The organism is Prescottella agglutinans (assembly GCF_004011865.1).
GTDB classification, from domain to species: Bacteria; Actinomycetota; Actinomycetes; order Mycobacteriales; family Mycobacteriaceae; genus Prescottella; species Prescottella agglutinans.
Genome location: NZ_RKLP01000007.1, coordinates 33,718 through 58,978, shown reverse-complemented (window position 1 = coordinate 58,978; position 25,261 = coordinate 33,718). Strand labels below are relative to the sequence as shown.

Annotated in this window: 20 protein-coding genes; 14 read left to right on the top strand and 6 right to left on the bottom strand. The window is 70.1% G+C overall.

Going from position 1 to position 25,261, the window contains the following annotated elements:
• The first annotated feature begins 2 nt into the window (after positions 1 to 2).
• The 7 genes from EGT67_RS14260 (at position 3) to EGT67_RS14230 (ending at position 7,850) form a co-directional block, all read left to right on the top strand.
• The gene (locus tag EGT67_RS14260; RefSeq protein WP_127916746.1) at positions 3 to 878 is read left to right on the top strand and encodes a DMT family transporter; all 876 of its coding nucleotides are present in this window, start codon (positions 3 to 5) and stop codon (positions 876 to 878) included.
• Positions 879 to 953: 75 nt separating this feature from the next.
• On the top strand, positions 954 to 2,012 hold the full coding sequence (locus EGT67_RS14255) for a pirin family protein (protein ID WP_127916745.1): 1,059 nt from the start codon (positions 954 to 956) through the stop codon (positions 2,010 to 2,012).
• Between the two features lie 40 nt (positions 2,013 to 2,052).
• Positions 2,053 to 3,489, top strand: coding sequence for a GuaB1 family IMP dehydrogenase-related protein (locus tag EGT67_RS14250; RefSeq protein ID WP_127916744.1), 1,437 nt, complete (start codon positions 2,053 to 2,055; stop codon positions 3,487 to 3,489).
• 305 nt (positions 3,490 to 3,794) lie between these two features.
• Positions 3,795 to 5,174 carry a hemolysin family protein gene (locus EGT67_RS14245; protein ID WP_127916743.1) on the top strand — a complete coding sequence of 460 codons (1,380 nt, stop codon included), beginning with the start codon at positions 3,795 to 3,797 and terminating at the stop codon, positions 5,172 to 5,174.
• Positions 5,167 to 6,255: a hemolysin family protein gene (locus tag EGT67_RS14240; RefSeq protein WP_127916742.1), complete on the top strand. Its 1,089-nt coding sequence runs from the start codon at positions 5,167 to 5,169 to the stop codon at positions 6,253 to 6,255. The genes EGT67_RS14245 and EGT67_RS14240 overlap by 8 nt, the downstream gene beginning before the upstream one ends.
• A gap of 6 nt (positions 6,256 to 6,261) precedes the next feature.
• Positions 6,262 to 7,134: a 3-methyladenine DNA glycosylase gene (locus EGT67_RS14235; RefSeq protein ID WP_127916741.1), complete on the top strand. Its 873-nt coding sequence runs from the start codon at positions 6,262 to 6,264 to the stop codon at positions 7,132 to 7,134.
• 185 nt (positions 7,135 to 7,319) lie between these two features.
• Positions 7,320 to 7,850 (top strand): hypothetical protein, encoded by a 531-nt coding sequence (locus EGT67_RS14230; protein WP_127916740.1) that lies wholly within the window; start codon positions 7,320 to 7,322, stop codon positions 7,848 to 7,850.
• 87 nt (positions 7,851 to 7,937) lie between these two features.
• Here EGT67_RS14230 and EGT67_RS14225 read toward each other — a convergent pair whose 3' ends face one another.
• Positions 7,938 to 8,987 (bottom strand): lipoate-protein ligase LplAB, encoded by a 1,050-nt coding sequence (locus tag EGT67_RS14225; protein WP_127916739.1) that lies wholly within the window; start codon positions 8,985 to 8,987, stop codon positions 7,938 to 7,940.
• Between the two features lie 108 nt (positions 8,988 to 9,095).
• Here EGT67_RS14225 and EGT67_RS14220 point away from each other — a divergent pair, with 108 nt between their 5' ends.
• Positions 9,096 to 9,572, top strand: a complete 477-nt coding sequence (locus tag EGT67_RS14220) for a hypothetical protein (protein ID WP_127916738.1) — start codon at positions 9,096 to 9,098, stop codon at positions 9,570 to 9,572.
• Between the two features lie 51 nt (positions 9,573 to 9,623).
• Here EGT67_RS14220 and EGT67_RS14215 read toward each other — a convergent pair whose 3' ends face one another.
• The gene (locus tag EGT67_RS14215; protein ID WP_127916737.1) at positions 9,624 to 9,980 is read right to left on the bottom strand and encodes a VOC family protein; all 357 of its coding nucleotides are present in this window, start codon (positions 9,978 to 9,980) and stop codon (positions 9,624 to 9,626) included.
• A gap of 305 nt (positions 9,981 to 10,285) precedes the next feature.
• On the opposite strand from EGT67_RS14215, the gene EGT67_RS14210 reads away from it, so the two are divergent.
• The 3 genes from EGT67_RS14210 (at position 10,286) to EGT67_RS14195 (ending at position 12,904) form a co-directional block, all read left to right on the top strand.
• On the top strand, positions 10,286 to 10,492 hold the full coding sequence (locus tag EGT67_RS14210) for a hypothetical protein (protein ID WP_127916736.1): 207 nt from the start codon (positions 10,286 to 10,288) through the stop codon (positions 10,490 to 10,492).
• A 39-nt stretch (positions 10,493 to 10,531) separates the two neighbouring features.
• A complete protein-coding gene (locus tag EGT67_RS14205; RefSeq protein WP_127916735.1) occupies positions 10,532 to 10,870 on the top strand; it encodes a hypothetical protein in 339 nt (112 codons plus the stop codon).
• Between the two features lie 213 nt (positions 10,871 to 11,083).
• A complete protein-coding gene (locus EGT67_RS14195; RefSeq protein WP_164877568.1) occupies positions 11,084 to 12,904 on the top strand; it encodes a multicopper oxidase family protein in 1,821 nt (606 codons plus the stop codon).
• A gap of 37 nt (positions 12,905 to 12,941) precedes the next feature.
• Here EGT67_RS14195 and EGT67_RS14190 read toward each other — a convergent pair whose 3' ends face one another.
• Positions 12,942 to 13,307, bottom strand: a complete 366-nt coding sequence (locus EGT67_RS14190) for an iron chaperone (RefSeq protein WP_127916733.1) — start codon at positions 13,305 to 13,307, stop codon at positions 12,942 to 12,944.
• A gap of 405 nt (positions 13,308 to 13,712) precedes the next feature.
• Here EGT67_RS14190 and EGT67_RS14185 point away from each other — a divergent pair, with 405 nt between their 5' ends.
• The 3 genes from EGT67_RS14185 (at position 13,713) to EGT67_RS14175 (ending at position 20,590) form a co-directional block, all read left to right on the top strand.
• Positions 13,713 to 15,908, top strand: a complete 2,196-nt coding sequence (locus EGT67_RS14185) for a malate synthase G (RefSeq protein ID WP_127916732.1) — start codon at positions 13,713 to 13,715, stop codon at positions 15,906 to 15,908.
• A gap of 145 nt (positions 15,909 to 16,053) precedes the next feature.
• Positions 16,054 to 17,802: a VWA domain-containing protein gene (locus tag EGT67_RS14180; protein ID WP_127916731.1), complete on the top strand. Its 1,749-nt coding sequence runs from the start codon at positions 16,054 to 16,056 to the stop codon at positions 17,800 to 17,802.
• 166 nt (positions 17,803 to 17,968) lie between these two features.
• A complete protein-coding gene (locus EGT67_RS14175) occupies positions 17,969 to 20,590 on the top strand; it encodes a helix-turn-helix transcriptional regulator (RefSeq protein WP_127916730.1) in 2,622 nt (873 codons plus the stop codon).
• Positions 20,591 to 20,675: 85 nt separating this feature from the next.
• On the opposite strand, the gene EGT67_RS14170 is transcribed toward EGT67_RS14175, so the two are convergent.
• The 3 genes from EGT67_RS14170 to gcvP form a co-directional block, all read right to left on the bottom strand.
• The gene (locus EGT67_RS14170; RefSeq protein WP_241566034.1) at positions 20,676 to 21,116 is read right to left on the bottom strand and encodes a hypothetical protein; all 441 of its coding nucleotides are present in this window, start codon (positions 21,114 to 21,116) and stop codon (positions 20,676 to 20,678) included.
• 33 nt (positions 21,117 to 21,149) lie between these two features.
• Positions 21,150 to 21,989: a class I SAM-dependent methyltransferase gene (locus EGT67_RS14165; RefSeq protein WP_127916729.1), complete on the bottom strand. Its 840-nt coding sequence runs from the start codon at positions 21,987 to 21,989 to the stop codon at positions 21,150 to 21,152.
• Positions 21,990 to 22,244: 255 nt separating this feature from the next.
• Positions 22,245 to 25,088, bottom strand: a complete 2,844-nt coding sequence (gene gcvP, locus EGT67_RS14160) for an aminomethyl-transferring glycine dehydrogenase (protein ID WP_127916728.1) — start codon at positions 25,086 to 25,088, stop codon at positions 22,245 to 22,247.
• Positions 25,089 to 25,261: the final 173 nt, after the last annotated feature.

The following is a 25,261-nucleotide window of genomic DNA, read 5'->3' as shown; positions in this document are numbered from 1 at the left end:
CCATGCCCGGGCTGCCGGTCGCCTCGATCGTGTGCGCGCTGATCGCCGCGTTCCTGTTCGCGTGCGCGTCCGTCGCGCAGCAGAGCGCGGCGTCGGCGGTCCCGGAGGACCAGGCGCTGATCGCGTCGCTGATCCGCAGCCCGCGCTGGTGGGCCGGGCTGCTGGGGGACGGCGGCGGCTACCTGATGCAGGTGGTGGCCCTGGCGCTCGGGTCGGTGCTGGTGGTGCAGCCGTTGCTGGTGACCGCGCTGCTGTTCGCGCTGCCGCTGTCGGCGCGGTTCTCCGGCTACCGGTTCACCCGGAGCGCGTGGCTGCTCGCCGGGGCCCTGACCGTGTCGCTCGCGGTGTTCCTCGTGGTCGGCAACCCCACCGAGGGCAACACCGACGCGCCGTGGGATGCGTGGGCGGTCCCGCTGACCGCGGTGGTCGCCGTCATCGTCGTCGCGACGCTGATCGGCTGGTCGCCGCGGATCGACGCGGGCTGGCGGGCGCTGCTGCTCGGCGGGGCGAGCGGCGCCCTGTACGGCGTCGCCGTGGCGTTCACCAAGTACGTCACCGACCTGTTCGAGCGGGGGCTGCCCGAGGTGCTGGGCGCGTGGCAGACGTACGCGCTGCTCGCCGCCGGCATCGTCGGCGTCTACCTGCAGCAGCGCGCGTTCCAGGTGGGCCCGCTGTCGGCGTCGCTGCCGGCGATGACGATCGGCGAACCGGTGATCGCGATCTTCCTGGGGATGACCGTGCTCGACGAGCGCCTGCGGGTGTCGGGTCCGGCGGTCGCGGTCGTCGTCCTCGCGCTCGCGGTGATGGTGTACACCACCGTCGCGCTCTCCCGGGACGAGGCCGCACGGCACCCGGCACCGGAACCGGTCGCGGACTGACGGGAATGCCCGCCGAGCACCCCGACGTTCCATTCGTCGAGAATGAAGTCAAATCTTCAATCACATGGAGGAATCATGAGCTCGTCCACCCGTACGGGACAGGTCTTCCGCCTCGGCGGCCCGTGGCCGGCCCTGGATCCGTTCCTGTTCGCCGTCCATCACGTCGACCACTACCCGCCGGGCACCCCGGACATGACGCCCGCCGTCGACGTGTCCGACCGTCCGCTGGGCCAGGACTTCGGCAACCCGTCCGGCTGGAACATGTACCACGGCACCACGGTGCCCGGTTTCCCCGCGCACCCGCACCGCGGCTTCGAGACCGTGACGGTCGTGCGGCGCGGCTTCGTCGACCACGCCGACTCCACCGGCGCCGGCGCCCGCTACGGCGGCGGTGACGTGCAGTGGGTGACCGCCGGCGGCGGGGTCAGCCACTCCGAGATGTTCCCGCTGCTGAACCAGGACGGCGACAACGACTTCGAGCTGTACCAGATCTGGCTGAACCTGCCGGCCCGCAGCAAGTCCGCACCGGCCGAGTTCACGATGCTCTGGAACGAGGACATCCCCGACGTGACGGTCGACGGCGGGTCCGCCGCCGCGCGCGTGCGGGTGATCGCCGGCCGCTTCGGCGACCGTGACCCGCTGGCACCGCCCGCCAACTCGTGGGCGGCCGAGACGGACTCGGACGTCGCGATCTGGCTGGTGGACCTCGAACCCGGCGCGGCGATCGACCTGCCCGCGGCGGCCTCCGCGGACGCCCGGCGCGTGCTCTACGTCCACGGCGACGGGGCCCGCGTCGACATCGACGGCGCGGCCGTCGAGTCCGGCTGGGGTTACGCGCCCGACGACAGCGGCGCGCTGTCCCTGCAGGCGGCGACCGCGTCGACGGTGCTGCTGCTGCAGGGGGTGCCGATCGGGGAACCGGTCGCCGCGCAGGGCCCGTTCGTCATGAACACCGACCGCGAGATCGCCCAGGCCTTCGACGACTACCGGCGCACCCGGTTCGGCGGCTGGCCGTGGCCGACGGAGGCCCCCGTCTACGCCCGGGAGACCGGCCGCTTCGCCCGCTACGGCGACGGGCGACTCGTCCGCCCGGACGCGGCACCGACGGACGCCCCCGACCCGACGCCCGCCTGATTCCGGGCGTAGCGCCCGTGCGGGCAGTACCCTCGGCGGCGTGGAGTTCCTCGAAGGGCACCGCCCGCCGTACGACCTCACCTACGACGACGTCTTCCTCGTCCCGAACCGGACCGAGGTGGCGTCCCGCTTCGACGTGAACCTCGCGACGTCGGACGGGACGGGCACCACGATCCCGATCGTGGTCGCGAACATGACCGCGGTCGCCGGCCGCCGGATGGCCGAGACCGTCGCCCGCCGTGGCGGGCTGGTCGTCCTGCCGCAGGACGTACCGGCCGACGCGGTCGCGGAGACCGTCGCCTTCGTCAAGAGTCGGCACCTGGTCGCGGACACCCCGATCACCCTCGGCCGGGACGACGCCGTCTCCGATGCGATGACGTTGCTGCACAAGCGCGCCCACCGCGCCGCGGTCGTCGTGGACGACGGCCGGCCCGTCGGCGTGCTCACCGAGGCGTCGTGCTCGGACGTCGACCGCTTCACCCGCGTCGGCGCGGTCGCGGTGCGGGACTTCGCGACGGCGCCCGTGACGGCCACCCCGCGCGAGGTGTTCGCGCTGCTCGAATCCCGGCACGATCCGCTCGCGGTGATCGTCGACGACGCCGGCCGCCTCGCGGGCGTGCTCACCCGCACCGGCGCGATCCGGGCGGGCATCTACACGCCCGCCGTGGACGCGCACGGCAGGCTGCGGGTCGCGGCCGCCGTCGGCGTCAACGGCGACATCGCCGCGAAGGCCAAGGCGCTCGCCGACGCCGGCGCCGACGTGCTGGTCCTCGACACCGCGCACGGCCACCAGCAGCGAATGATCGACGCGGTCCGGTCGGTCGCCGCGCTCGGCCTCGGCGTCCCGCTGGTCGCGGGCAACGTCGTGTCCGCGCGGGGCACCCGCGACCTGATCGACGCGGGCGCCAACATCGTCAAGGTCGGTGTCGGGCCGGGCGCGATGTGCACGACCCGGATGATGACCGGCGTGGGCCGCCCCCAGTTCTCCGCGGTCGCCGAGTGCGCGGCCGCCGCGCGGGAACTCGGCGGGCACGTGTGGGCCGACGGCGGCGTCCGGCACCCGCGGGACGTCGCGCTCGCGCTCGCGGCCGGCGCGTCGAACGTCATGGTCGGGTCGTGGTTCGCCGGCACCTACGAGTCGCCCGGCGAACTGCGGATCGACCCGGACGGCAACCGGTACAAGGAGAGCTTCGGCATGGCGTCCAAGCGTGCCGTCGCGGCCCGCACCGCCGACGACACCGCGTTCGACCGGGCCCGCAAGGCGCTGTTCGAGGAGGGCATCTCGAGTTCCCGGATGCGGCTCGACCCGGCCCGGCCCGGCGTCGAGGACCTGCTCGACCACATCTGCTCCGGCGTGCGCAGCACGTGCACGTACGCGGGCGCCCGCACGCTCGACGAGCTGCACGAGCGGGCCGTGATCGGCGTGCAGTCGGCCGCGGGGTTCGCGGAGGGTCGGCCGCTGCCGTCGGGATGGTGACGGTCGCACCGACACCATCCCAAACATGTCCGTTTCATCCCTTTTCGGTGGCGGCCGGTACAGTGGAGGCTCACCTTCCGGAAATACGCCCGGCGCAAATCCGGTTGGACGAGTAGTGATGCGCCGCCAGACAGAGAGGACTCCGGTGCCCGAGGCACCCATTCACACGCCCCCTGACACACCCCCTGTAGCAACCTCCCCCGGTTCGGGATCCGAATCGGCCGGTACCGACACCTCGGAGGGCTCCTCTACCGAGCCGGGAGACAAACCCGGCGGCCCCGATCTCCAGGGTGGGTGGTGCTGACATGGATGTCGCAGCCATCTCCCTCACAACTCTCAGCCTGGTCGGCTTCGTAGCCCTGACCGCAGGCACCGCCCTCTTCGTGGCGGCAGAATTCTCTCTCACCGCACTCGAGCGCAGCACCGTCGACGCCCACGCGCGCGACGGCGACCGCCGTGCCCGGCAGGTCCAGCACGCGCACCGCACGCTGTCGTTCCAGCTCTCCGGCGCCCAGCTGGGCATCACGATCACCACCCTGATCACCGGTTACCTCGCGGAACCCGTCCTCGCCCGCTTCATCACCCCGCTGCTGTCCGGCGTCGGGGTGTCCGATTCGACGGCGAGCGGCATCTCGCTCGCGCTGGCGCTGATCATCGCGACGTCGTTCTCGATGATCTTCGGTGAGCTGGTCCCCAAGAACCTGGCGATCTCCAAGCCGCTGCCGACCGCCCGCGCCACCGCCGGGCTGCAGGCCGGCTTCTCGCTGATCTTCAAGTGGGCCATCAACGGCCTCAACGGCACCGCGAACTGGGTGGTCCGGCGCCTCGGCATCGAACCCGCCGAGGAACTGCGGTCGGCCCGCTCGCCGCAGGAACTCGGGTCCCTGGTCTCCACGTCCGCCGCGCGCGGCTCGCTCGACGCGGGCACCGCGCTGCTGGTCAACCGGTCGCTGCGGTTCGGCGACCTGAGCGCCGAGGAGCTGATGACCCCGCGCGTGAAGATCGAATCGCTCGACACCGACGCGACCGTCACCGATCTGATCGAGGCGGCGTCGCGCACCGGGTTCTCCCGGTTCCCGATCGTGGACGGCGATCTCGACAACACGGTCGGCGTGGTGCACATCAAGCACGCGTTCACCGTGCCGGCCGCGCGGCGCGCGACGACCCGGCTCGACTCGCTCGCGCAGGCCGTCCCCGTGGTGCCGTCGACCCTCGACGGTGACGCGGTGATGGAACAGGTGCGCGCCGACGGCATGCAGGTCGCGCTCGTCGTCGACGAGTACGGCGGCACCGCGGGCATCGTGACGATGGAGGACCTGATCGAGGAGATCCTCGGCGACGTCCGCGACGAGCACGACGAACCCGAGATCGACGTCCAGCGGGTCGGCCACAGCTGGTCCTGCTCGGGCCTGCTGCGCACCGACGAGATCACCCGGGCCACGGGCTACTCCGCCCCCGAGGGCGAGTACGACACGCTCGGCGGCCTGGTCCTCACCTGCCTGGGCCGGATCCCGGTCGAGGGCGACGAGGTGGCCCTGCCCGACGCGAGCGGCAAGCCCATGGGCCCGGACGGCCGCGGCTGGATCGCACGGGTGCTGACGATGGACGGCCGGCGGATCGACCGGGTGCTGCTGACCCCGGTCCCGGCGATCGGCGCGACGCGAGAGGAGGACGGCCGTGAGTGACCTGTTCGGTGTGCTGCTCACCGTCGTACTGCTGGCGGGTAACGCGTTCTTCGTCGGCGCCGAGTTCGCGCTCATCACCGCGCGCCGTGACCGGCTCGAGGCGCTGCACGCGCAGGGCAAGAAGCAGGCGGCGACGGTCATCAAGGCCGGCGAGAACCTGTCGCTGATGCTGGCCGGTGCCCAGCTGGGCATCACGATCTGCTCGATCCTGCTCGGTAAGGTCGGCGAGCCGGCGATCGCGCACCTGATCGAGAAGCCGATGGACGCCCTCGGCGTCCCGGACAGCTTCCTGCACCCGATCGGATTCACGATCGCCCTGGCGCTGGTCGTGGTGCTGCACATCCTGCTCGGCGAGATGGTCCCGAAGAACATCGCAATCGCCGGTCCGGAGAAGTCCGCGATGCTGCTGGTCCCCGCCCATCTGGCGTTCATCAAGCTGGCCCGCCCGCTCATCTCGTTCTACAACTTCAGCGCCAACGGCATCCTCAAGCTGCTGCGCGTCGAGCCGAAGGACGAGCTGGACGCGACCGTGTCGGCGCTGGAGCTGTCCGAGATGATCGGCGAATCCCACACGGAGGGCCTGATCGACGAGGAGGAGCACCGGCGTCTCACGCAGGCGCTCGAGACCGAGGGCCGCACCGTCGCCGATGTCATGATCCCGTCGGACAAGGTGCGCACCGTCCCGCTGGCCGCGGGCGGCACCACGCTCGGCGCGGTCGAGGCGGCGGTCATCGAGACCGGCTACTCGCGCTACCCGGTGCGCGACGCCGACGGTTCGCTGGTCGGCTACCTGCACCTGAAGGACGTGCTGGACCGGGTCGCCGACGAGTCCGCGGGGCCGGAGACGGTGATCCCGCGCTCGGACATCCGTCGCCTGCCGCGAATCTCGGTGGCGTTGCCGCTCGACGACGCGCTGGCGGGCCTGCGCCGGGCCAGCTCCCATCTGGGGGCGGTGGTCGACGCGTCCGGCGCGGTGATCGGTATCGTCGCGCTCGAGGATCTGGTCGAGGAGTTTGTCGGCACCGTGCGTGACGGCACCCACCGGATCGACGACGTGGTCCCGGGGCAGAAGGCGGTCTGAGAGCCAATGAGTTCGGCAGTTCTGCCGGAAGAGGTGTGGACTGCCCGACGAGACCGCCACCGCGATGCGGTGGCGGCTCTCGTCGGGCCCCACCTCGAGCGCCAGGCCGCGGGTGTCAAGCATCCCGTACACGACTTCCTGTTCACCTACTACAGCGTGCGCCCCAACCAGTTGCGCCGCTGGCACCCCGGCTTCGGGACCGCGCTCGACGGACCCGCCGCAAGCGACTACCTGAAGTACGCCGGCTACGAGGCCACCGCCGACGGCGTGACCGTCTCCCCCGACCTGCTCGAGCGCCGACGGTCGACGGTCGAGTTCGTCGCGGCGCTGCTGTCGGCGACCGCGTCCCGTCGCCCGCACCTGAGCTGCTTCGGGCTGCACGAGTGGGCGATGGTGTACCGCGGCGGCGAGGAGGCGGTGCGGCACGCGCAGGTGCCGCTGCGGCTCGGGCACGCCGCCACCGACGCGGTGGTCGAGTCGATGCAACTGCGCTGCACCCACTTCGACGCGTTCCGCTTCTTCACCCCGGACGCCGTCCCCCGCAATGAGACCCCGCTCTCGCGGGACGAGCAGGTCGCCCGCGAGCAGCCGGGCTGCCTGCACGCGGGCATGGACCTGTACAAGTGGGCGACCAAGCTCGGCCCGCTGATCGAATCCGAACTCGTGCTCGACTGTTTCGGCCTGGCGACGGATGCCCGGGAGCTGGACATGAAGGCGAGCCCCTACGACCTGTCCGACTACGGATACGCGCCCGTGCGCATCGAAACCCCGCAGGGCCGCGCCGACTACGTGCGCGAACAGGTGGCGCTGTCGGAGCGGGCGGCGGTGCTGCGGGCGCGACTGCTCGACCGGTGCCAGCGCCTGTTGTCGGCCTGCTGACCGCCTGATACCCACGGCACCAGGCGATTTCACGATTCTCTTGGAGGCGCGCTACCGTACTCCCCGGTCTGGGGGGACATTTCACGCAAATCGCGCGCGTCACCGCAGCCCTGCGGCGCCCGCCCGGGACGCCGATGCACACCATCGCCGCGTCCCACGCGGCACCGAATTCAGGGGGAATTCTCATGGCTCGCCATGATGCGAAGCAGAATCGCTGGGCGCGACGCGCAGTCGTCGCCGCGGCACTGCCGGTCGCGATCGTCGCCGCCTCGGCCGGCACCGCGAACGCGCAGGACACCGGGCCCGCGAACATCGCGGCCCTGCCGAACGTCCCGCAGATCCCGGCTGTGCCGCTGTGGAATCCGTACGATCTGACCGCGCATCCGTATGCCGTTTTCATTCCGGGCTACGCGCCCACTCCCGAGCAGCGGATCGCCGACTACAGCGACAGTGGCCGAACCTTCGGCGGCGAGCTCGGCATGCTGGTCGGCGGATCCTTGGTCGGCGTCCCGGCCGGCGCCGCCGCTATCGGAGCGATCACGCTCGCTGGACCCGCAGTTGGGGCGGTTTTCGGCCCCGCGATCGGAGCGGCGATGGCGGCCACGGCCGCCGGCACCATCGGCGGGGGCTCCGTGGGCGCCGAACTCGGCCGCCAAGCGGGCGCCGACCTCGCCCATCAGCACAACGCGGAGGGCCGCGTCGGCTCGTTCTCGTAGTCGAGTCACGCTCGTCCGCGCTCCCGAATTGACCTCCCGCACCCGCGATTGCGCGTGCGGGAGGTCATCTCGTCCGCGGCACGGCGGTCACGGCACGCGGTAGGTCCACTCCCGGCTCGCGAACTTAGACTCGACCAGTTCCCGCGCGGCGGCCAGTTCGTCGTCGGCGTAGGTGCTGGTGTGGGTGTCGTAGCGGGCGCGGAAGTGCGCGAGGAAGGCGGCGATGACGGCGTCGCGGGCCATGCCGGTCTGCGAGCGCATCGGGTCGACCCGCTTGCCGGAGCTGGTGATGCCCTTGTCGGAGATCTTCTCCCGCCCGATCCGCAGCACCTCGGTCATCTTGTCGGCGTCGATGTCGTACGACATCGTCACGTGGTGCAGCACGGCACCGGCGGCGAACCGCTTCTGCGCGGCGCCACCGATCTTGCCCTGCTCGGAGGCGATGTCGTTGAGCGGCACGTAACGTGCCTTGATGCCGACGTCGGCGAGCGCCCCCATCACCCACTGGTCGAGGAACGCGTACGACTGCTCGAAGCTGAGCCCGTCGACCAGCGAGGTCGGCACGGACAGCGAGTAGGTGATGCAGTTGCCGGGCTCCATGAACATCGCGCCGCCGCCGGAGATGCGCCGGACGACGCCGATGCCGTGCCGGGCCGCGGCCTCCTCGTCCATCTCGTTGCGCACGGACTGGAACGAGCCGAGCACCACCAGCGGCGAGTCCCAGTCCCAGAACCGCAGCGTCGGGCGGCGCTCACCGGTGGCCACTTCGCGGGTGATCACCTCGTCCAGCGCGACGTGCATCGCGGGATCGAGCACCACCGGTTCGATCACGTCGAAGGTGTGGTCGTGCCAGCTGGTCGCGTGCCCGAGGGCGCGCCGGATCGCGATGCCGACCGATTCCGGCGTGAAGCCGATCATGGCCACACCGTCGTCGATCTTCTCGGAGATCGCCTGGCCGAGCCGGGCGGCGTCGGCGGTCGTCGCCATTCCCGTCACCGCGGCGACGATGTCGCCGAGCGCCTCGTCCGGCTCGAGGAAGAAGTCGCCGGACAGCGCCACCCGGGACAGGTGCCCGTCCTCCACTTCGACGTCGACCACCACGAGCTTGCCACCGGGAACCTTGTACTCACCACGCACGACAGAGAGCGTATCGGTGAGTGCGACAGCGCTGTGGCGCGGCAGCCGGGGACCCCTACTGTGTGATCGACGGCGCAGGCGCCGAGCCCACGGGACGAGAGGATTTCGATGACCGACACGACGAATCAGGAGGCGGCCGTCGAGCTGCAGGCGACGATGTTCGACCTGCTCGGTCGGATCGCGGGGCTCGAGCGCGAAGTGTTCCGCACCGTCGGCCAGGGTGGCCCCGAGTTCGAGGCCGCACACAGGGCCGTCGTCGACTTCGCCGAATTCACGCTGCGCCCCTGGCATCGGGCCGCCGAGGAGACGCTGTACCCGGCGGCGGCGCCCGTGGTCCGGACGCAACTGCTGGTCGAAGGCCTGCTCGGTGAGTGGCAGACGGTGGAGCAGGCGTACTCGCGGCTGTCGTGCGTGAGCACCGACCGGGTCCGTGTCGCCGCCGACATAAGCGCCCTGCGCGTGCTGCTCGTGGTGATGCTGGGCAAGTGCATGGACCTGCTGGTGCCGGCGCTCGCCGAGGACGGCATTCCGCTCGCCGACGCGGCCGAGCGACTCGCGACGGCCGCGACCGCCAAGCAGGCATAGTGCGACGAGGGCCCGCAGCGTCCCACGCTGCGGGCCCTCACGTTCGCGCGACTACTTACGGGCGAGCGGACTGTAGAAGACCAGGCCGTTTCCGTTGTTGTCGTAGACCACCGCGCGCCGCTCGTGCGCGTCGTCGTACGGGCCCTTCACGATGGCCCCGCCGCCCTCCTCGATCGCCTTCGCCGCGGCGTCGACATCGGCGGTCTTGATGCCGACGACGACCTTCCCGGGGATCGGGTGGTCGACGGCGGTCGCGAGCGCGATCGTCACCGATCCCCCGTCCAGGGCGGCGAAGTGCGCGCCGTCGCGGAACTTGAGGGTCATGCCGAGGGTCTCGGTGTAGAACTGGATCGACTCGTCCAGGTTCTCGACCGACAGCATGATCATCTTGGCGTCGTAGTCGCTCACGCGTACCTCCTGTAATTGATCAACCTCGACACGCGTTGCGGCGAATGCACCGACCGGAACCACCAGGGCTCCGCCCGTGATCATCGCCGCGTCGCGTAGTCGATGATTTTGTCGCACAGTCACTTCCCTCCCGAAACCTACACGCCCACAACAGAACCCTCTCGGCGGCCGACGCCGACCGGCTGGTGCACACGAGCCGCACAACGCCGCGTCGCGTCGGCGAGTTTGAGCCGAGACCCTGCGGGAACACCGTCAGGAGGGTGCGAGTGGGCGCGGGTCGCGCCCGGCTGAACCAGGAGGTCGACATGAAAGTGTTGGAGGGCCTGCTCAACGCGGTCCTCGGGATCGTCACAGCCCTGCTCGGTACGGTACTCGGACTCCTCGCGGCCGTGCTGTGGCTCGTGGGCGCGGTGTTGTGCGTGACGCTCATCCTGATTCCGCTGGGTATCCCCGTCATGAAGCTCGCCGGCCGCCTGTTCGCCCTCGCCCGGCAGCTGATGCATCTCCCCTGACCGAGGTTTCACCGCTCGCCGGCCGGGTATGCGCATTGCATGGCGAATCTGTGGCAGAAGTTGATGATCGGGGTCCTCGCCGGGGCAGCCGTTGGGGCCGCGGTGGTGGTCGCACGCCGTCGAGACGCCACGGCAGGAGGCCGGCAGGCGCTGGAACCCTCGATCAAGGAACACACGCGCAGGGTGCATCCGGCCGACATTGCCGACAGCGTCCGGAAGGCCGAACTGCCGGAGCGCGTTCGCGAGACGACCTCCCGACTCGCCGAGTCACCGATGGGTGAGGCGACTCGCCATGCCGGCCAGGTGATCGCCGACAACGCGCGGCGAACGGAGAAGCGTGCGGAGAAGTTCGTGCACGACCATGCGCACCGGGGGTAGAGCGGCGACCGAACCGAGCAGATGTCCGTCCTGATTCATCCGCAGGGCTCCACCGTCGAGGCCGTGATCATCACCGAAGACCCGAACCGTCGCGGCCTCCGGCACATTCGGTGACGCCACCCGTCGATAGCGGCGTGTCGGGTCTGCCGCATGGGTAGCATCCGCATGAGTTCGATCCCCAGGCCTGATTCATCAAGCCAAAGGAGTTCGACCATGGAACTCTCACGACGTGGATTCTTCGGCATGGCTGGCTCGGTCGCCGCGCTCGGCTGGCTGGGTGCGCCGTCGGCCGCGGCCGCACCGGGTGTGCCGGTGCCGCCGCCGCCGGTCCCGATCCCGGATCTGCCGCCACCGAGCGACCCGAGTCCGCTGAACTTCTCGTCGCCGCCGCTACGCCGGTTCGTCACCGACCTGCCGCGCCTCCCGACCGCCGCGGCGTCGGGAACGCTCACCGCACAGTCCAGCACCCACACGTACCACCCGGATCTGCCGGCGTCGACGGTCCTGGGCTACCGCGCCGGCATCCTCGGCCCCACCCTCGAGGCCCGCCACGGCGAGCCGACCACGGTGTCGTTCGCCAATTCGATCGACGTCAATCCGCTCGGCTACGCCGTCGATCTGACGATGCACGGCGCCACCGAGGAGGATCGGACCAATCCGCGGACGACGGTGCACCTGCACGGCGCCCAAAGCCGTCCCGACTCGGACGGGCATCCGTTGATCTCGTGGCGGCGCGGCGGCGTGCAGACCAACCGCTACGGCAACCACCAGGAGGCCGCGACCCTCTGGTACCACGACCACGTGATGGCGAACACCCGCCTGAACGTGCAGGCCGGGCTCGCCGGGTTCTATCTGCTGCGCGACGAGTTCGACACCGGCCGCGCCGACAATCCGCTCGGGCTGCCCGCCGGGGAGTTCGAGGTGCCGATCGTGGTGCAGGACCGCACCTTCAACGCCGACGGGACGCTGCAGCCGCGGCTGGCCCGCTACCAGCCGAGCGGCTACAACCAGGGCGGCCAGTACGGGGACGTCGCCGTGATCAACGGAGTCGCGTGGCCACGGATGACGGTGCGGCGCACGCTGTATCGACTGCGGCTGCTGCAGGGCTCGAACTCGCGCACCTACCGGTTCGCGTTCTCGAACGGGATGCGGTTCACGGTGATCGGCGGTGACCAGGGCCTGCTCCACGAGTCCGTAGCCACCGACCACATCGCCATGACCTCCGGGGAGCGCGCAGACGTGCTGGTTGACTTCTCGGCGCTCGCCCCGGGCGAGTCCGTGACGCTCGTCAACACCGCCCTCAACAGTGCCGGCAGCGCCGTGATCGGGGTCCCGGCACTGCCCGAGATCATGCGGTTCGACGCGGATCAGGCTGCCGCCGAACCGGCCCGGGTGCCGACGCGGCTGCGGGGCGGGCCGGGACTCCCCCCGGCGCTCGCGCCCGCCACCACCGACGGTGTGGCCCGGACCCGGATCATGACGTTCCTGGCGCGCTTCGACCTGGACCGGACGGCCGCGGTGCTCCCGTTGATGGGGACGATCAACAACCTGCCGTTCCTCACCGACGACATCGACGTCGCCGAGGCCGGAACGACGGAGATCTGGCACATCGTCAACACGTTTCCGTTCGAGCATCCGGTCCACCTGCACCTGGCCCGGTTCCGGATCCTCGGCCGGCAGAAGCTGTGGACGGCCGGCTACATGGCCACCTCGCCCCCGCCGCTCGAGGGGGACGGCGTCCGCTGGACCCCGGACCCGTCCCCGTTCCTCATCGGCGAGCGCGCGGCGCCGGCCGCATGGGAGTCGGGCTGGAAGGACACCACAATCGTCGAGTCCGACGCGGTGCTCACCCTCCTCGTGCACTGGCCCTCGGTCGATGACCTCGGCTTCGACCCGGACGCGCCGATCCCGGTCCCGCACGACGCGGAGGGGCACCACGGCCCCGGCCAGGAGGTCCGCGGGTACACGTGGCACTGCCACAACCTCGAACACCAGGACCACGACATGATGCAGCAGATCCGGGTGCGCGGGTAGGTAGCCGGCACCCCGGGAACCTCCGCCAGGCCGGGCGTCAGCAGACTGTCCCGGGCCTTTTCGCTGTCGCTTGCAGCAGATCGCGTAGCAGACCGAAGTCGATGGCCTGAGGCCTGCGGAACCGCAGGCACCCCTTGCCCATGTTGTGTCCCGCCAGCCGTTCGGTGAACGCCTCACGCACATCACGGCGCATCAGGTAGAAGGAGATGTACTGCTTCTGACTGGCGAAGGCGATCTCCGCGACACCGTCCCGCTCATACGTCGGCATACCGTAGGCCATGACCTCGGTGAAGCCCGTCAGCTCTCGGACGCACAGGTGCCGCAGCTCAGCCAGTGCGGCTCTACGTTCATCGGGCACCTCGGCCAGGTAGTCGTCTACATCGTTCGCAGCACTGTGCACCATTCCGAGAAGCTATGCCGCATTCGCGACCTCGAGCAAGATTCCGATAACCTCACCGCTCACCGCGTACCCGGCGCCGCTCGTCGCGGCGTCGCCGGAAAGCGCACAGGCCGCCGCGCGGCGACAGTGACCGGCCAGTATCATCTGTGCACGATCGGCCAACCCGCCTTTCATGATCGAGTCTGCATTCGGACGCGCACCGTTCGTCCCACCGCAGTCGGCGCCCACCTCACGCGCCTCAGCTCTTCAGCTGTATTCGTCGATGCCCCAGCAGCCGCACCGGACTGATCTCCTCCGGAAGCTACCGCCGGGTAACATTGTTGTCGTCCCGTTCGGCGTCCGAAGCATGTGCCCTGACAGTGGCCGTGGCCCGAGGCGCCGCTGGTACCGGAAAAGTGAGGCAGTTCAATGACTGAACGCGTGCAGGTCGGTGGTCTTCAGGTCGCCAAGGTTCTCTACGACTTCGTGAACGATGAGGCTCTTCCGGGCACCGGCGTTTCCGCCGAGGCGTTCTGGGAGGGTGCGGGCAAGGTCTTCGCCGATCTGGCCCCGAAGAACAAGGCGCTGCTCGCCAAGCGTGACGACCTGCAGGCGCAGATCGACGCGTGGCACCGTGAGCGTGCGGGCAAGCCTCTCGACGCCGCCGAGTACAAGGCGTTCCTGCAGGACATCGGCTACCTGCTGCCCGAGCCGGCGCCGTTCCAGGTCGCGACCGAGAACGTCGACGCCGAGATCGCCACCACCGCCGGCCCGCAGCTGGTGGTCCCGGTCCTCAACGCCCGGTTCGCGCTCAACGCGTCCAACGCCCGCTGGGGTTCGCTGTACGACGCGCTGTACGGCACCGACGCGATCTCCGAGGAAGGCGGCGCCGAGAAGGCGCCCGGGGGCAAGCCCGGCTACAACAAGGTTCGCGGCGACAAGGTCATCGCGTGGGCCCGCAACTTCCTCGACACCGCCGCGCCGCTGGCGAAGGGCTCGCACACCGAGGCCACCCGCTACTTCGTGGTCGACGACAAGCTGGCCATCGAACTGGGCGGCGAGGTCGTCACCGGCCTGGCGCAGCCGGAGAAGTTCGTCGGCTACCTCGGCGACGGCGATCACCCCACCTCGGTGCTGCTGCGCAACCACGGCCTGCACGTCGAGATCGAGATCGACCCCAGCTCCCCGATCGGCCGCACCGACGGCGCCGGCGTCAAGGACGTGGTGCTCGAGTCCGCGATCACCACGATCATGGACTTCGAGGACTCGGTGGCCGCGGTCGACGCCGACGACAAGGTGGTCGGCTACCGCAACTGGCTCGGCCTGAACCGCGGTGACCTGGCGGAGTCGTTCGACAAGGGCGGCAAGACGGTGACCCGCACCCTCAACGGCGACCGCACCTACACCACCCCCGCCGGCGACGAGCTCACCCTGCACGGCCGCTCGCTGCTGTTCGTCCGCAACGTCGGCCACCTGATGACCAACCCGGCGATCCTCGACGCCGACGGCAACGAGCTGCCCGAGGGCATCCTCGACGCGCTGATCACCAGCGCGTGCGCGGTGCACGGCCTGAGCATCGACGCCGAGCACGGCCCGCTGAACAACTCTCGGACCGGCTCGATCTACATCGTCAAGCCCAAGCAGCACGGCCCCGAGGAGATCGCGTTCACCACCGAGCTGTTCGGCCGCGTCGAGGAGGTTCTCGGCCTGCCGGCGAACACGCTGAAGGTCGGCATCATGGACGAGGAGCGGCGCACCACCGTCAACCTCGCGGCCTGCATCAAGGAAGCGGACCAGCGGGTGGTGTTCATCAACACCGGCTTCCTCGACCGCACCGGCGACGAGATCCACACCTCGATGGAGGCTGGCGCGATGGTGCGCAAGGCCGACATGAAGAAGCAGACGTGGATCTCCGCGTACGAGGACTGGAACGTCGACACCGGCCTCGCGACGGGACTGCAGGGCAAGGCGCAGATCGGCAAGGGCATGTGGGCTATGACCGACCTGATGGCCGACATGCTCGAGCAGAAGATCGGTCACCCCAAGTCGGGCGCCAACACCGCGTGGGTGCCGTCGCCGACGGGCGCGACCCTGCACGCCACCCACTACCACCAGGTGGACGTGTTCGCGGTCCAGGACCAGCTCAAGGGCAAGCCGCGCGCGACGGTCGACGAGATCCTGACGATCCCGCTCGCCCCCAGCACCGACTGGTCCGACGCGGAGAAGCAGCAGGAACTCGACAACAACTGCCAGTCGATCCTCGGCTACGTGGTCCGCTGGATCGACGCGGGCGTCGGCTGCTCCAAGGTGCCCGACATCCACGACGTCGCGCTCATGGAGGACCGGGCGACGCTGCGCATCTCGAGCCAGCTGCTGGCGAACTGGATGCGTCACGGCATCGTGTCCGAGGCCGACATCGTCGCGAGCCTCGAGCGGATGGCGCCGGTCGTCGACCGCCAGAACGAGGGTGACGCCACGTACCGGCCGATGGCCCCGAACTTCGACTCCAACATCGCCTTCCAGGCGGCCAAGGAGCTGATCCTCGAGGGCACCAAGCAGCCGAGCGGCTACACCGAGCCGATCCTGCACCGCCGCCGTCGCGAGTACAAGGCCGCCAACGCCTGATCCCCGCGCTTCGCTCCCGGCCCCGGCACCGTCACAGGTGCCGGGGCCGCGTGCGTTCGGGATGTCCGTATTCGTCACTAGACTGCGTTCGTCAGGGCCGGTCCGGCGCCGGTCCGACTGGTGAAGAAGGCAAGGCGGTTTCGACGTGGGTCAGCATCGCAGTGATCGGCGCACCCGTGGCGTCAGCAAGGGACCGATCATCGCGTTGGTGTCCGTGATCGTTCTCGTGCTCGGCGTCGTCGGCTGGTTCCAGCTGAGGGACCGCGCGAGCAGTGAGGGCACGGCGGCTGCCGGGGCGTGCGTCGAGGGCGAGGCCGTCCTGCACGTGACCGCGGATCCCGACATCGCGCCGCAGATCCAGGAGTTCGCGACCCGATTCAGCGAGACGAACCCGGTGGTGCGGGATCACTGCGTGACCGCGACCGTCACCGAAGGAGCCTCCCGGGCGATCGCCGACGCGCTCGCCGACGCCCCCGACGGACCGTGGAACGAGGCCCTGGGTCCGGCGCCCGCGCTGTGGATCCCGTCGAGCAGCGCCGCCACCGAACGCCTGTCCGGAGTCCCCGGTGTGATCGACGGCCGACCCAAGTCGATCGCGACCAGCCCGGTGGTGCTCGCGGTCCCGGGTGCACTCGATCTCGCCCTCGACGCGTCCGGGATCGGATGGCAGCGCCTGCCGGCGCTGCAGTCCGCGCCGGATTCCCTGACCGGGCTCGGGCTCCCCGGCTGGGGCAGCCTGAAACTCGCGCTGCCCGCGGACTCCCCCACCGACCAGGCACTCGACGCCGTCGCCGCAGCCGTCGCGGACGCCGGAACCGGACCGCTCGACGAGGCGCAGGCGGCGTCCCCGCCGGTCACCGCGGCGATCTCCGCACTGGCGAACGGCAGCAAGGCCATCGACGGCGCACCCGTATCCACGGCCGACGCCCTCAGCGCGCTCGCGCGTCAGTCGAGCCCCGCGGCGGGTTCCTTCCATGCGGTACCGGCCACCGAGCAGCAGATCTACGCGGCAGGGGACGCGGCGTCCGGTCTCGCCGCCTTCGCGCCCGGCGGCGTCACACCCGTCGCCGACCACCCTGCGGTCGTCCTCGCTACTCCGTGGGTCGACGAGACCCTCAGCCGCGCGGCGGCCCAGTTCGTGGACTTCGTGCGCCAACCGGACCAGGTGCAGGACCTCGTCGGCGCGGGATTCCGGGTCGACGACCGCACCCCACCGGCGACCGACCGCACCCCGATGCCGCCGCTGGGCCGGACCCTCGCCCCCGCGACCGGGCCAGCGGCCGCCCGCCTGGCACAGACGTTCGCGAATCCGGCCGTCCCGCAGGCCACGACGATCCTGCTCGACATCTCCGGGTCCATGGGCAACACCGACGGCGACGGCACCCGGTTGAGTAACACCGTCGACGCCCTGTCCGCGCGACTCGCAGCCCTGCCCGAGTCCTCGGACGTCGGATTGTGGGTGTACAGCCGCGGACTCGACGGCACCAAGCCGTACGTGGTGAAGGTCCCCACCGGGCCGCTGTCCGACGGCGATCGCCGCCAGCGGATCGTCACCGCACTGGAGTCGCTGCGCCCCGCCACCGCGACGTCGACGTACGCGTCGGTGATCGCGGCGCACAAGAGCGCGGCCGACGGTTTCGTCGACGGCCGCCCCAACTCGGTTCTCCTCGTCACCGACGGACCGAACGACGACACCTCCACCACGACACGGCAACTGAAAACCGCATTGAGCAACTCGTCCCACCCCGTCCGGGTGGACGTGATCTCGATCGGCGAGAACAGCGACCAGGAGACCCTGCAGTCGATGGCCGACCAGACCGGCGGAACATTCGTCGCGGTGCCGTCCACGCAGGGCCCCGCGCTCGGTGACGCGTTCGGGAGGGCGCTGCAGTAGAACCGGGGGCGACCGGGCGGGTGACATAGGGGGTGAAGTTGTTACCGACCGGTTGCCCCGTAGGGTTCACCCCGGCTTGGATCGAAGATGCAATTGATTTTTCGACTATCCGAGCCTGCGACCGTGACCGATCGTCGCCGCGCGCTCACCGCGTACCCGAGGAGCGATGATCGAGTCCCGAAGCGGCCTCGCGTCCTGCCATCCCCCGCTGTCGGCACGACCACCCCTGCGACTGTCGGAACGACTCCGTCGAGACACCCCGCTCAGCATCATCCGGGCACCCCACGGGTTCGGTAAGTCGGCACTGGTGGCCGAATGGGTGCGCTCGGCCGACGCGACCGGGTCCACCAGTGTCCTGGTTCCGCCGCCGCCGGTCGGAGTGGGGCCCGAGGGGTTCTGGCGACTGACCGCCGAACGTCTCGCCGCGGCCGGCGCACTCGCCGAAGCACCCGGCGACGATGCCGCCGCGTACCCAGCGATCCGTGACGAACTGACCCGGAGCGGGCGCCCGGTCGGACTGGCACTCTCACGACTCGATCGGGTGTGCGACCCCGTGCTCGAGGAACAGGTAGTCGAACTGGTCGATCTCTGCGATCGACTCCGCGTCGTCGTGACGGTCGTGGGCCGTTCGGCCTTCGGTGACCCGTTCGCCTTGGATCCGACCCATGACCTGCTGTGCGGGGACGACCTGCTGCTGCAGCGAGACGAACTCGGGGAATTCTTCGCGATCGACGGCGCCCTCGTGGACCCCGACGAACTCGACCTCGTCCACCGTCTCACCGGCGGGATGTGGTCGCTCGTCGAGGTCGCCCGCGCCGTCTCCTCGCGCCTGCCGGCGTCGGCGGACCGCCGGTCCCTGCTGGAAGCCCGTCTCGCCGAGGCGGTCTCCGACCACGTGCGGACGACGATCCTCGCCGCGCCGGATGTCGTCGCACACCGCGAATTCCTCGTCGCCACCGCGACAGCGCACACCGTGAGCATCGAGACTGCATGCTTCCTCGACGTCGGGGCGGATGCGGACCGGCATCTGGCGGCCCTCGAGGCCGCCGGTGTCGCGGACCGGCGAGACAACGCGAGCGGCCCACAGTGGCAGGTCCCGGCCGCGGTCCGGCGTGAGCTACGCGCGATGCAGTCCGAGGACGGGATGGATCCCGCGGCCCGATCGACCCGACTGGCGCTGCACCTCCGCGAGCGGACGGACCACGCGGCCGCGGTGCGGTGTGCAGTCGAGGCGGAGAACTGGCCCCTGACCGTCGAACTCGTCGAAGAGCACTGGGTCGGGCTCGTCGGCGCGGAACTCGACCTGCTTCGCCACGTGCTGCTCACGCTTCCCGAATCCGTCTTCGATGCCAACCCGGGCTTCCGTGAGGCACGCGATCTCGTCGCGAGCCTGGACGGGTATCGCGGGCCCGACGGCGCCGTGGTCCCCGATCCCGAGGACCTGAGACTCCTGGTCTCGGCCGACGATGTCGGTAAGGCGGTCGGCATCGTCTCGCACCAGGCTTTGATGCTGCGTCTCGCCGGCCGGTACGAGTCCGCCGCCGATCTGACCCGGCAGATCTGCCTGGTGGTTCGCGAGATCATGGAGGCCCGACCCGACGACCTCTCCGATCTTCTCCCCTTCCTGCGCATGCAGTGGGGCCTCACGTACCAGCTTGCGGGTGATCTCTCCGAATCGACTGCGACGCTGCGGCTGGCCTATCTCTCGGGAAGTGCTCGACACCTCGACTACATCGCGCGCAATGCAGCCGGAAACTCGGCCCTGAACTGGGCATTGACCGGCGAGTCGGAACGTGTGAGCGAATGGCTCGACCTGGAGCGGGCCCATCCGCCGGCGGACGAGGCGATCGAGCCGCTGATCCGGATCGGCGGACTGACGGCCAGCGCGCTGACCGCACTCGATCGACTCGACATCGCGTCCGCGGAAGCCGCACTCGCCCAGCTCGACGAACTCCCGGTGATCGCCGAGCTGTGGCCTTTCGTCGTGTACGCCCGCTGTCGTCACGCCGTCACCACCGGCGACCCGTTCCGTGCGCTCGCGACGCTCGACGTGTTCGCCGACAAGCGGAAACGTGTCGAGGGTGAGTTCGTCCGATCCCTGCTCACCGCCGCGGAGATCGAGTCGCATCTGGCGGCCGGGAACGGTAGCCGCGCCTACCTTCTTGCGGAACGTACGAACTGCGACACCCCGTGGTCGGTCGTCGCGGTCGCGCGCACCCATCTGATCACCGGCAACCACCAGTCCGCGATCAACACCTGCCGACGGTACGACTGGCTCGGCACGCCCTACACCCGCTCGCATCTCGAGGCGCTGGTCATCGAGACGGCAGCCCAGCATGGTCTCGGCCGGGTCGATCGGGCGAACCAGTTGTGGCGGCGGGCCTGCGAACTGGCGGACCGCACCGGCATTCGGGCCGCGTTCGCCGGAGTGTCACGCGAACTCGTCGTCGCACTCGGCGATGTCGCTGCGGCCGGGAGGTCGGAGACCGTTGCCGGCTATCTCGCTGCCGAGGTCGCCGAGCAGTACCCGGCGACCCTCCACCGCCCCGAGCTGACGGACCGCGAACGGGCCGTCCTCGGTGGCCTCGCCGACGGACTCAGCGCCCCGGCGATCGCACACGCGCTCTTCGTCTCGCTCTCCACCGTCAAGTCGCAGCGCACGTCGCTCTACCGCAAGCTGGGCGCGCACTCGCGACGCGAGGCGCTCGCCGTCGCCCGCGAATTCGGGCTCCTCCCCTCTAAGGATGATCGGAACGGGGGGCGGCTGGAACGGGAGGCGTGTTGGTAGTGCCCGTGGGTGTGGTTCGGGTTTTCCACTGGTTCCGTCCCGGACAGATCTCTGCAGCGTCTGCGCTGCGACGGTTCGCGACCGACTACGCCGACGGGCAGAGAACCCGCCCGGCTTCGTCCCAGAACGGGGACAGCTGAGGGCTCGACGCGTCCGGGTGGTCGATCCGAGCCGTCTCCACGAACTCCAGGAACGTCCGCCCCGGCATGCTCGCCGTGTCGCAGGCCTGCAGCCCCAGCTTCGCCACCTCCGGAGCACTCAACCCCCTACCCCACGGGCCGAGGTCCCGCGACGCGAAGACGTCGAGCTGCCCGCCCCACCGATCGAAGGCAAGCTGCGCGTCGATGTCGCAGCCATCGCCGAACAGGGTGGCGCACGTGACCGTCCCGCCGGCGAAGGTGACGGATCGATCCTCGACGGCCCGCGGGGTGACCCGACTCGGAAGGTCCGACATCTCCCGAGCAATCACGAAGCCGATACCGAAGACGGCCGCGACGGTCAGCAGCGCAACGAGAATGCGCGACACGGGCTCCCCTTCCCGACGATCACGCCGCCGCGCCTACGGCCGCCGCGCGAACGTCAACCTGATGCGCTGACGCGAGGTGATCCGCCCCTCGGCGTCACGCCATCCGTCCACCCGCCCGAGAGCGGCGTCCACCACTCCCCCGAGCTCCCGTTCCGGGATCGCATCCCACAGCATCCGCTGCCCGTGCGATCTCGTCCACAGATACCACTGGTCGGCGTCGTCGAAATGGAGGTCCAGATCGAAACTGACAGTGTTCGGATCCACCAGGCCGGCGGTGCGCATCAGCCGCTCGACGGCGGCGTCGGTGCCGAACGGCCCGTTCGGGTCGCGCGGATCGCCATCGAAGAAGCGGCGGTCCCGGTACGGCTCGAAAAGGTCCTCCATCTGCTCCCACCGCGCATCCCACGCGCTGAACGTCGAGACGCCGACGAGTCCCCGCGGCTTCAGCAGCGACCTCCACCGGGTCAGCGCCACAGCCGGATTCGGGAGGAAGAAGATCACGAACGACGCGGTGATAGCGTCGAACGTCCCGTGCGGAAACGTGGGACGAGTCGCATCCATGACCTGCAGATGCACGTTCGCGAGGCCGCGCGCCCGCGCCTCGTGCGCCGTGGTCGCGACCATCCTCTTCGACAGGTCGATACCGGTGACCGCCCCCGCCGGCCCCACCGCCTGGGCGAGCCGGAACAGCACCGCACCGCGACCGCACCCCACGTCGAGCACCCGCTCCCCCGGCTGCGGATCCATCTCCCGCACCAAGCGATCCGCGATCGGGCCGAAGAACGAGACGCCGACGTTGTCGTAGCTGTCGACGACGAGATCGAACAACTCCGCGATCCGTTCGGATCGCCCCGCGTCCGGCGCTTCGACCATCCTCCGATCATCTGCCCGGCGGTGAGCAGCGGTCAACGACGATTGGGTATCGGCCGCCCTCCGAGTCGATGACGTTCGGGATCGTGGCGGGTGGAACGTGCGCGTGCGTCGGGAATGTCTGCGTGTGTCGCGCTCACACGACCAGGTTCTGTAATTCTTTCGGTTCCGTCTGCCACCGATTTCCGTAGGTGGCACTTCCGTGGAACGCCGATGGCCCGGGCGCTCGTATCGAGCGCCCGGGCCATCGGTTGCGAATCAGCTGGTGAACGCCTCGATCGGCGGGCACGAGCACACGAGGTTGCGGTCGCCGTGCGCACCGTCGATCCGACGGACGGCCGGCCACACCTTCGGCCGGGCCTTCCCTCGCGGGTAGACCGCGATCTCTCGCGAGTACGGGTGGTTCCACTCGGAGACGAGGCACTCCGCCGTGTGCGGTGCGCCGCGCAGCGGGTTGTCGTCGACGGGCCACTCCCCTGCCCCGACCCGGTCGATCTCCCGGCGGATCGCGATCATCGCGTCACAGAACTCGTCGATCTCGTCGAGGTTCTCGCTCTCGGTCGGCTCGACCATGAGGGTGCCGGCCACCGGGAAGCTCATCGTCGGGGCGTGGAAGCCGTAGTCGGCCAGGCGCTTCGCGACGTCGTCCACGGTCACACCGGTCTCCTTGGTGAGCGGACGCAGGTCGAGGATGCACTCGTGGGCGACCATGCCGTTCTCACCCGTGTAGAGCACCGGGAAGTACTCGTCGAGTCGGCGCGCGATGTAGTTGGCCGACGCGATCGCCGTCAGCGACGCCCGGCGCAGGCCCTCGGCGCCCATCATCTTGATGTACGTCCAGGTGATCGGCAGGATCGACGCGCTGCCGTACGGCGCCGCCGACACCGGTCCCGACCCACCGAGTTCCGGTGCCATCGGATGCCCGGGAAGGAACGGCGCGAGGTGCGAGCGCACACCGATCGGGCCGACGCCGGGGCCGCCGCCACCGTGCGGGATGCAGAACGTCTTGTGCAGGTTCAGGTGGCTGACGTCGCCGCCGAACCGGCCCGGGCGGGCCAGGCCGACCAGCGCGTTGAGGTTCGCGCCGTCGACGTACACCTGGCCGCCGGCGTCGTGCACCGCCGCGCAGATCTCGCCGACCTCTTCCTCGTACACGCCGTGGGTCGACGGGTAGGTGATCATGATCGCCGCGAGGCGCTCGGCATGATCGGCGATCTTGGCGCGCAGGTCGTCCAGGTCGACGTCACCGTTCTCGCGGCACGCGACCACCTCGACGCGCATGCCGGCCATGACGGCGGACGCCGCGTTGGTGCCGTGCGCGCTCGACGGGATCAGGCACGTGTCGCGATGGTCGTCGCCGCGGCTGAGGTGGTAGTTGCGGATGGCCAGCAGGCCCGCGTACTCGCCCTGGCTGCCGGCGTTGGGCTGCAGGCTCACCGCGTCGTAGCCGGTGATCGCGACCAGCCAGTCCTGCAGATCCGAGATCACCTTCAGCATGCCCGGGGCGTCCGCGGTGGGTGCGAACGGATGCAGCTTCGAGAACGCCGGCCACGTGATGGGTTCCATCTCGGCCGTCGCGTTGAGCTTCATGGTGCACGAGCCCAGCGGGATCATGCTGCGGTCGAGCGCGATGTCCTTGTCCGACAACGCACGCAGGTAGCGGAGCATCGCGGTCTCGGTGCGGTACTTCGTGAACGACTCGTGCTGCAGGTACACGCTGGTGCGGTCACCGAACGGGGCCGGGGTGTACGCGATCTCGGCGTCGGCCGGCAGCCCGAACGCGGCGAGCACGGACGCGAGGTGCGCCTCGGTCGTCGCCTCGTCGCACGCGACACCGACGTGATCGCCGTCGACCAGGCGCAGGTTGACGCCCCACGCCTTCGCCTCTGCGACGACGTCGGCCGCGCGACCCGGCACCCGGGCCAGCACGGTGTCGAAGAACTGCTCGTGCACCACCTCGACGCCGGCGGTCTTCAGGCCGGCGGCGAGGTACTCGGCGCGCTGATGGACACGCTGCGCGATGGCCTTCAGGCCCTCGGCGCCGTGGTAGCTGGCGTACATCGCGGCGACAACCGCCAGCAGCACCTGCGCGGTGCAGATGTTGCTGGTCGCCTTCTCGCGGCGGATGTGCTGTTCACGGGTCTGCAGCGCCAGCCGGTAGGCCTTGTTGCCGTCGGCGTCCACCGAGATGCCGACGAGTCGGCCCGGGAGCTGACGGGCGTGCTTGCCGTGGACGGCGAGGTACCCGGCGTGCGGGCCACCGAAGCCCATCGGGACACCGAACCGCTGCGTGGTGCCGAAGCACGCGTCGGCGCCCATCTCGCCGGGGGGCGTCAGCAGCGTCAGCGCGAGGAGATCGGCGCCGACCGCGACCAGTGCGCCGCGCTCGTGGGCCGCCGCGATCATCGCCGCGTGATCGACGACCCGCCCGGAGGCGCCGGGCAGCTGCGCCAGCACACCGAAGAACTCGCCCTCCGGCAGGCCCTGCGTCAGGTCCGCCTCGACGATCTCGATGCCGAGCGGCTCGGCGCGGGTAACCACGATGGCGCGGGTCTGCGGGAAGAGGTCGGTGTCCACGACGAACCGCGGCGACTTGCTGCGCGACGCCCGCCGCAGCAGCGTCATCGCCTCGGCGGCGGCGGTGCCCTCGTCGAGCATCGACGAGTTCGCGATCTCCATGCCGGTCAGGTCGCCGACCATGGTCTGGAAGTTCAGCAGCGCCTCGAGCCGACCCTGGCTGATCTCCGGCTGGTACGGGGTGTAGGCGGTGTACCAGGCGGGGTTCTCGAGGATGTTGCGCACGAGCACCGGCGGGGAGAGTGTGTCGTAGTAGCCGAGGCCGATCATCGAGGTGGCCGTCGTGTTCGTCGCCGCCAGTTCGGACAGCGCCGCGAGCGCCTCGTCCTCGGACAGGGGTGCGTCGAGCGCATCCAGACCCGCGGCAATACCCGCCGGAGCGGGGTCGAGAATGCTCGCGGGCACGGCGCGGGCGGCAAGTTCGTCGAGCGAGCCGACGCCGACGATGTCGAGGATGCGCGTCAGTTCGGCCGCGTCGGGGCCGACGTGGCGGTCGGCGAACGAATGGCTACGAGCGTCGATCAAGTGAACTCCCAGGCGGTTCGTCAGGTGCAGGATGCGCTCCACGAATGGAACGGTCCTCCCCCTCTGTCGCCTGCTCGGGAGTCCCGAGCGCCTGAGAGATTCGGTCGCTGCGCCGTGCTCGAAGGTCCGATGTCCGGACTCCGGCGACGACGCGCGCCTTTCCCCGTGGGCGG

Excerpts from the sequence above, each read along its gene's own strand:
- EGT67_RS14260 (WP_127916746.1), top strand. The coding sequence starts at position 3 with ATGCCCGGGCTGCCGGTCGCCTCGATCGTGTGCGCGCTGATCGCCGCG.
- EGT67_RS14255 (WP_127916745.1), top strand. The coding sequence starts at position 954 with ATGAGCTCGTCCACCCGTACGGGACAGGTCTTCCGCCTCGGCGGCCCG.
- EGT67_RS14245 (WP_127916743.1), top strand. The coding sequence starts at position 3,795 with ATGGATGTCGCAGCCATCTCCCTCACAACTCTCAGCCTGGTCGGCTTC.
- EGT67_RS14235 (WP_127916741.1), top strand. The coding sequence starts at position 6,262 with ATGAGTTCGGCAGTTCTGCCGGAAGAGGTGTGGACTGCCCGACGAGAC.
- EGT67_RS14230 (WP_127916740.1), top strand. The coding sequence starts at position 7,320 with ATGGCTCGCCATGATGCGAAGCAGAATCGCTGGGCGCGACGCGCAGTC.
- EGT67_RS14220 (WP_127916738.1), top strand. The coding sequence starts at position 9,096 with ATGACCGACACGACGAATCAGGAGGCGGCCGTCGAGCTGCAGGCGACG.
- EGT67_RS14210 (WP_127916736.1), top strand. The coding sequence starts at position 10,286 with ATGAAAGTGTTGGAGGGCCTGCTCAACGCGGTCCTCGGGATCGTCACA.
- EGT67_RS14205 (WP_127916735.1), top strand. The coding sequence starts at position 10,532 with ATGGCGAATCTGTGGCAGAAGTTGATGATCGGGGTCCTCGCCGGGGCA.
- EGT67_RS14195 (WP_164877568.1), top strand. The coding sequence starts at position 11,084 with ATGGAACTCTCACGACGTGGATTCTTCGGCATGGCTGGCTCGGTCGCC.
- EGT67_RS14190 (WP_127916733.1), bottom strand. The coding sequence starts at position 13,307 with ATGGTGCACAGTGCTGCGAACGATGTAGACGACTACCTGGCCGAGGTG.
- EGT67_RS14185 (WP_127916732.1), top strand. The coding sequence starts at position 13,713 with ATGACTGAACGCGTGCAGGTCGGTGGTCTTCAGGTCGCCAAGGTTCTC.
- EGT67_RS14175 (WP_127916730.1), top strand. The coding sequence starts at position 17,969 with ATGATCGAGTCCCGAAGCGGCCTCGCGTCCTGCCATCCCCCGCTGTCG.
- EGT67_RS14165 (WP_127916729.1), bottom strand. The coding sequence starts at position 21,989 with ATGGTCGAAGCGCCGGACGCGGGGCGATCCGAACGGATCGCGGAGTTG.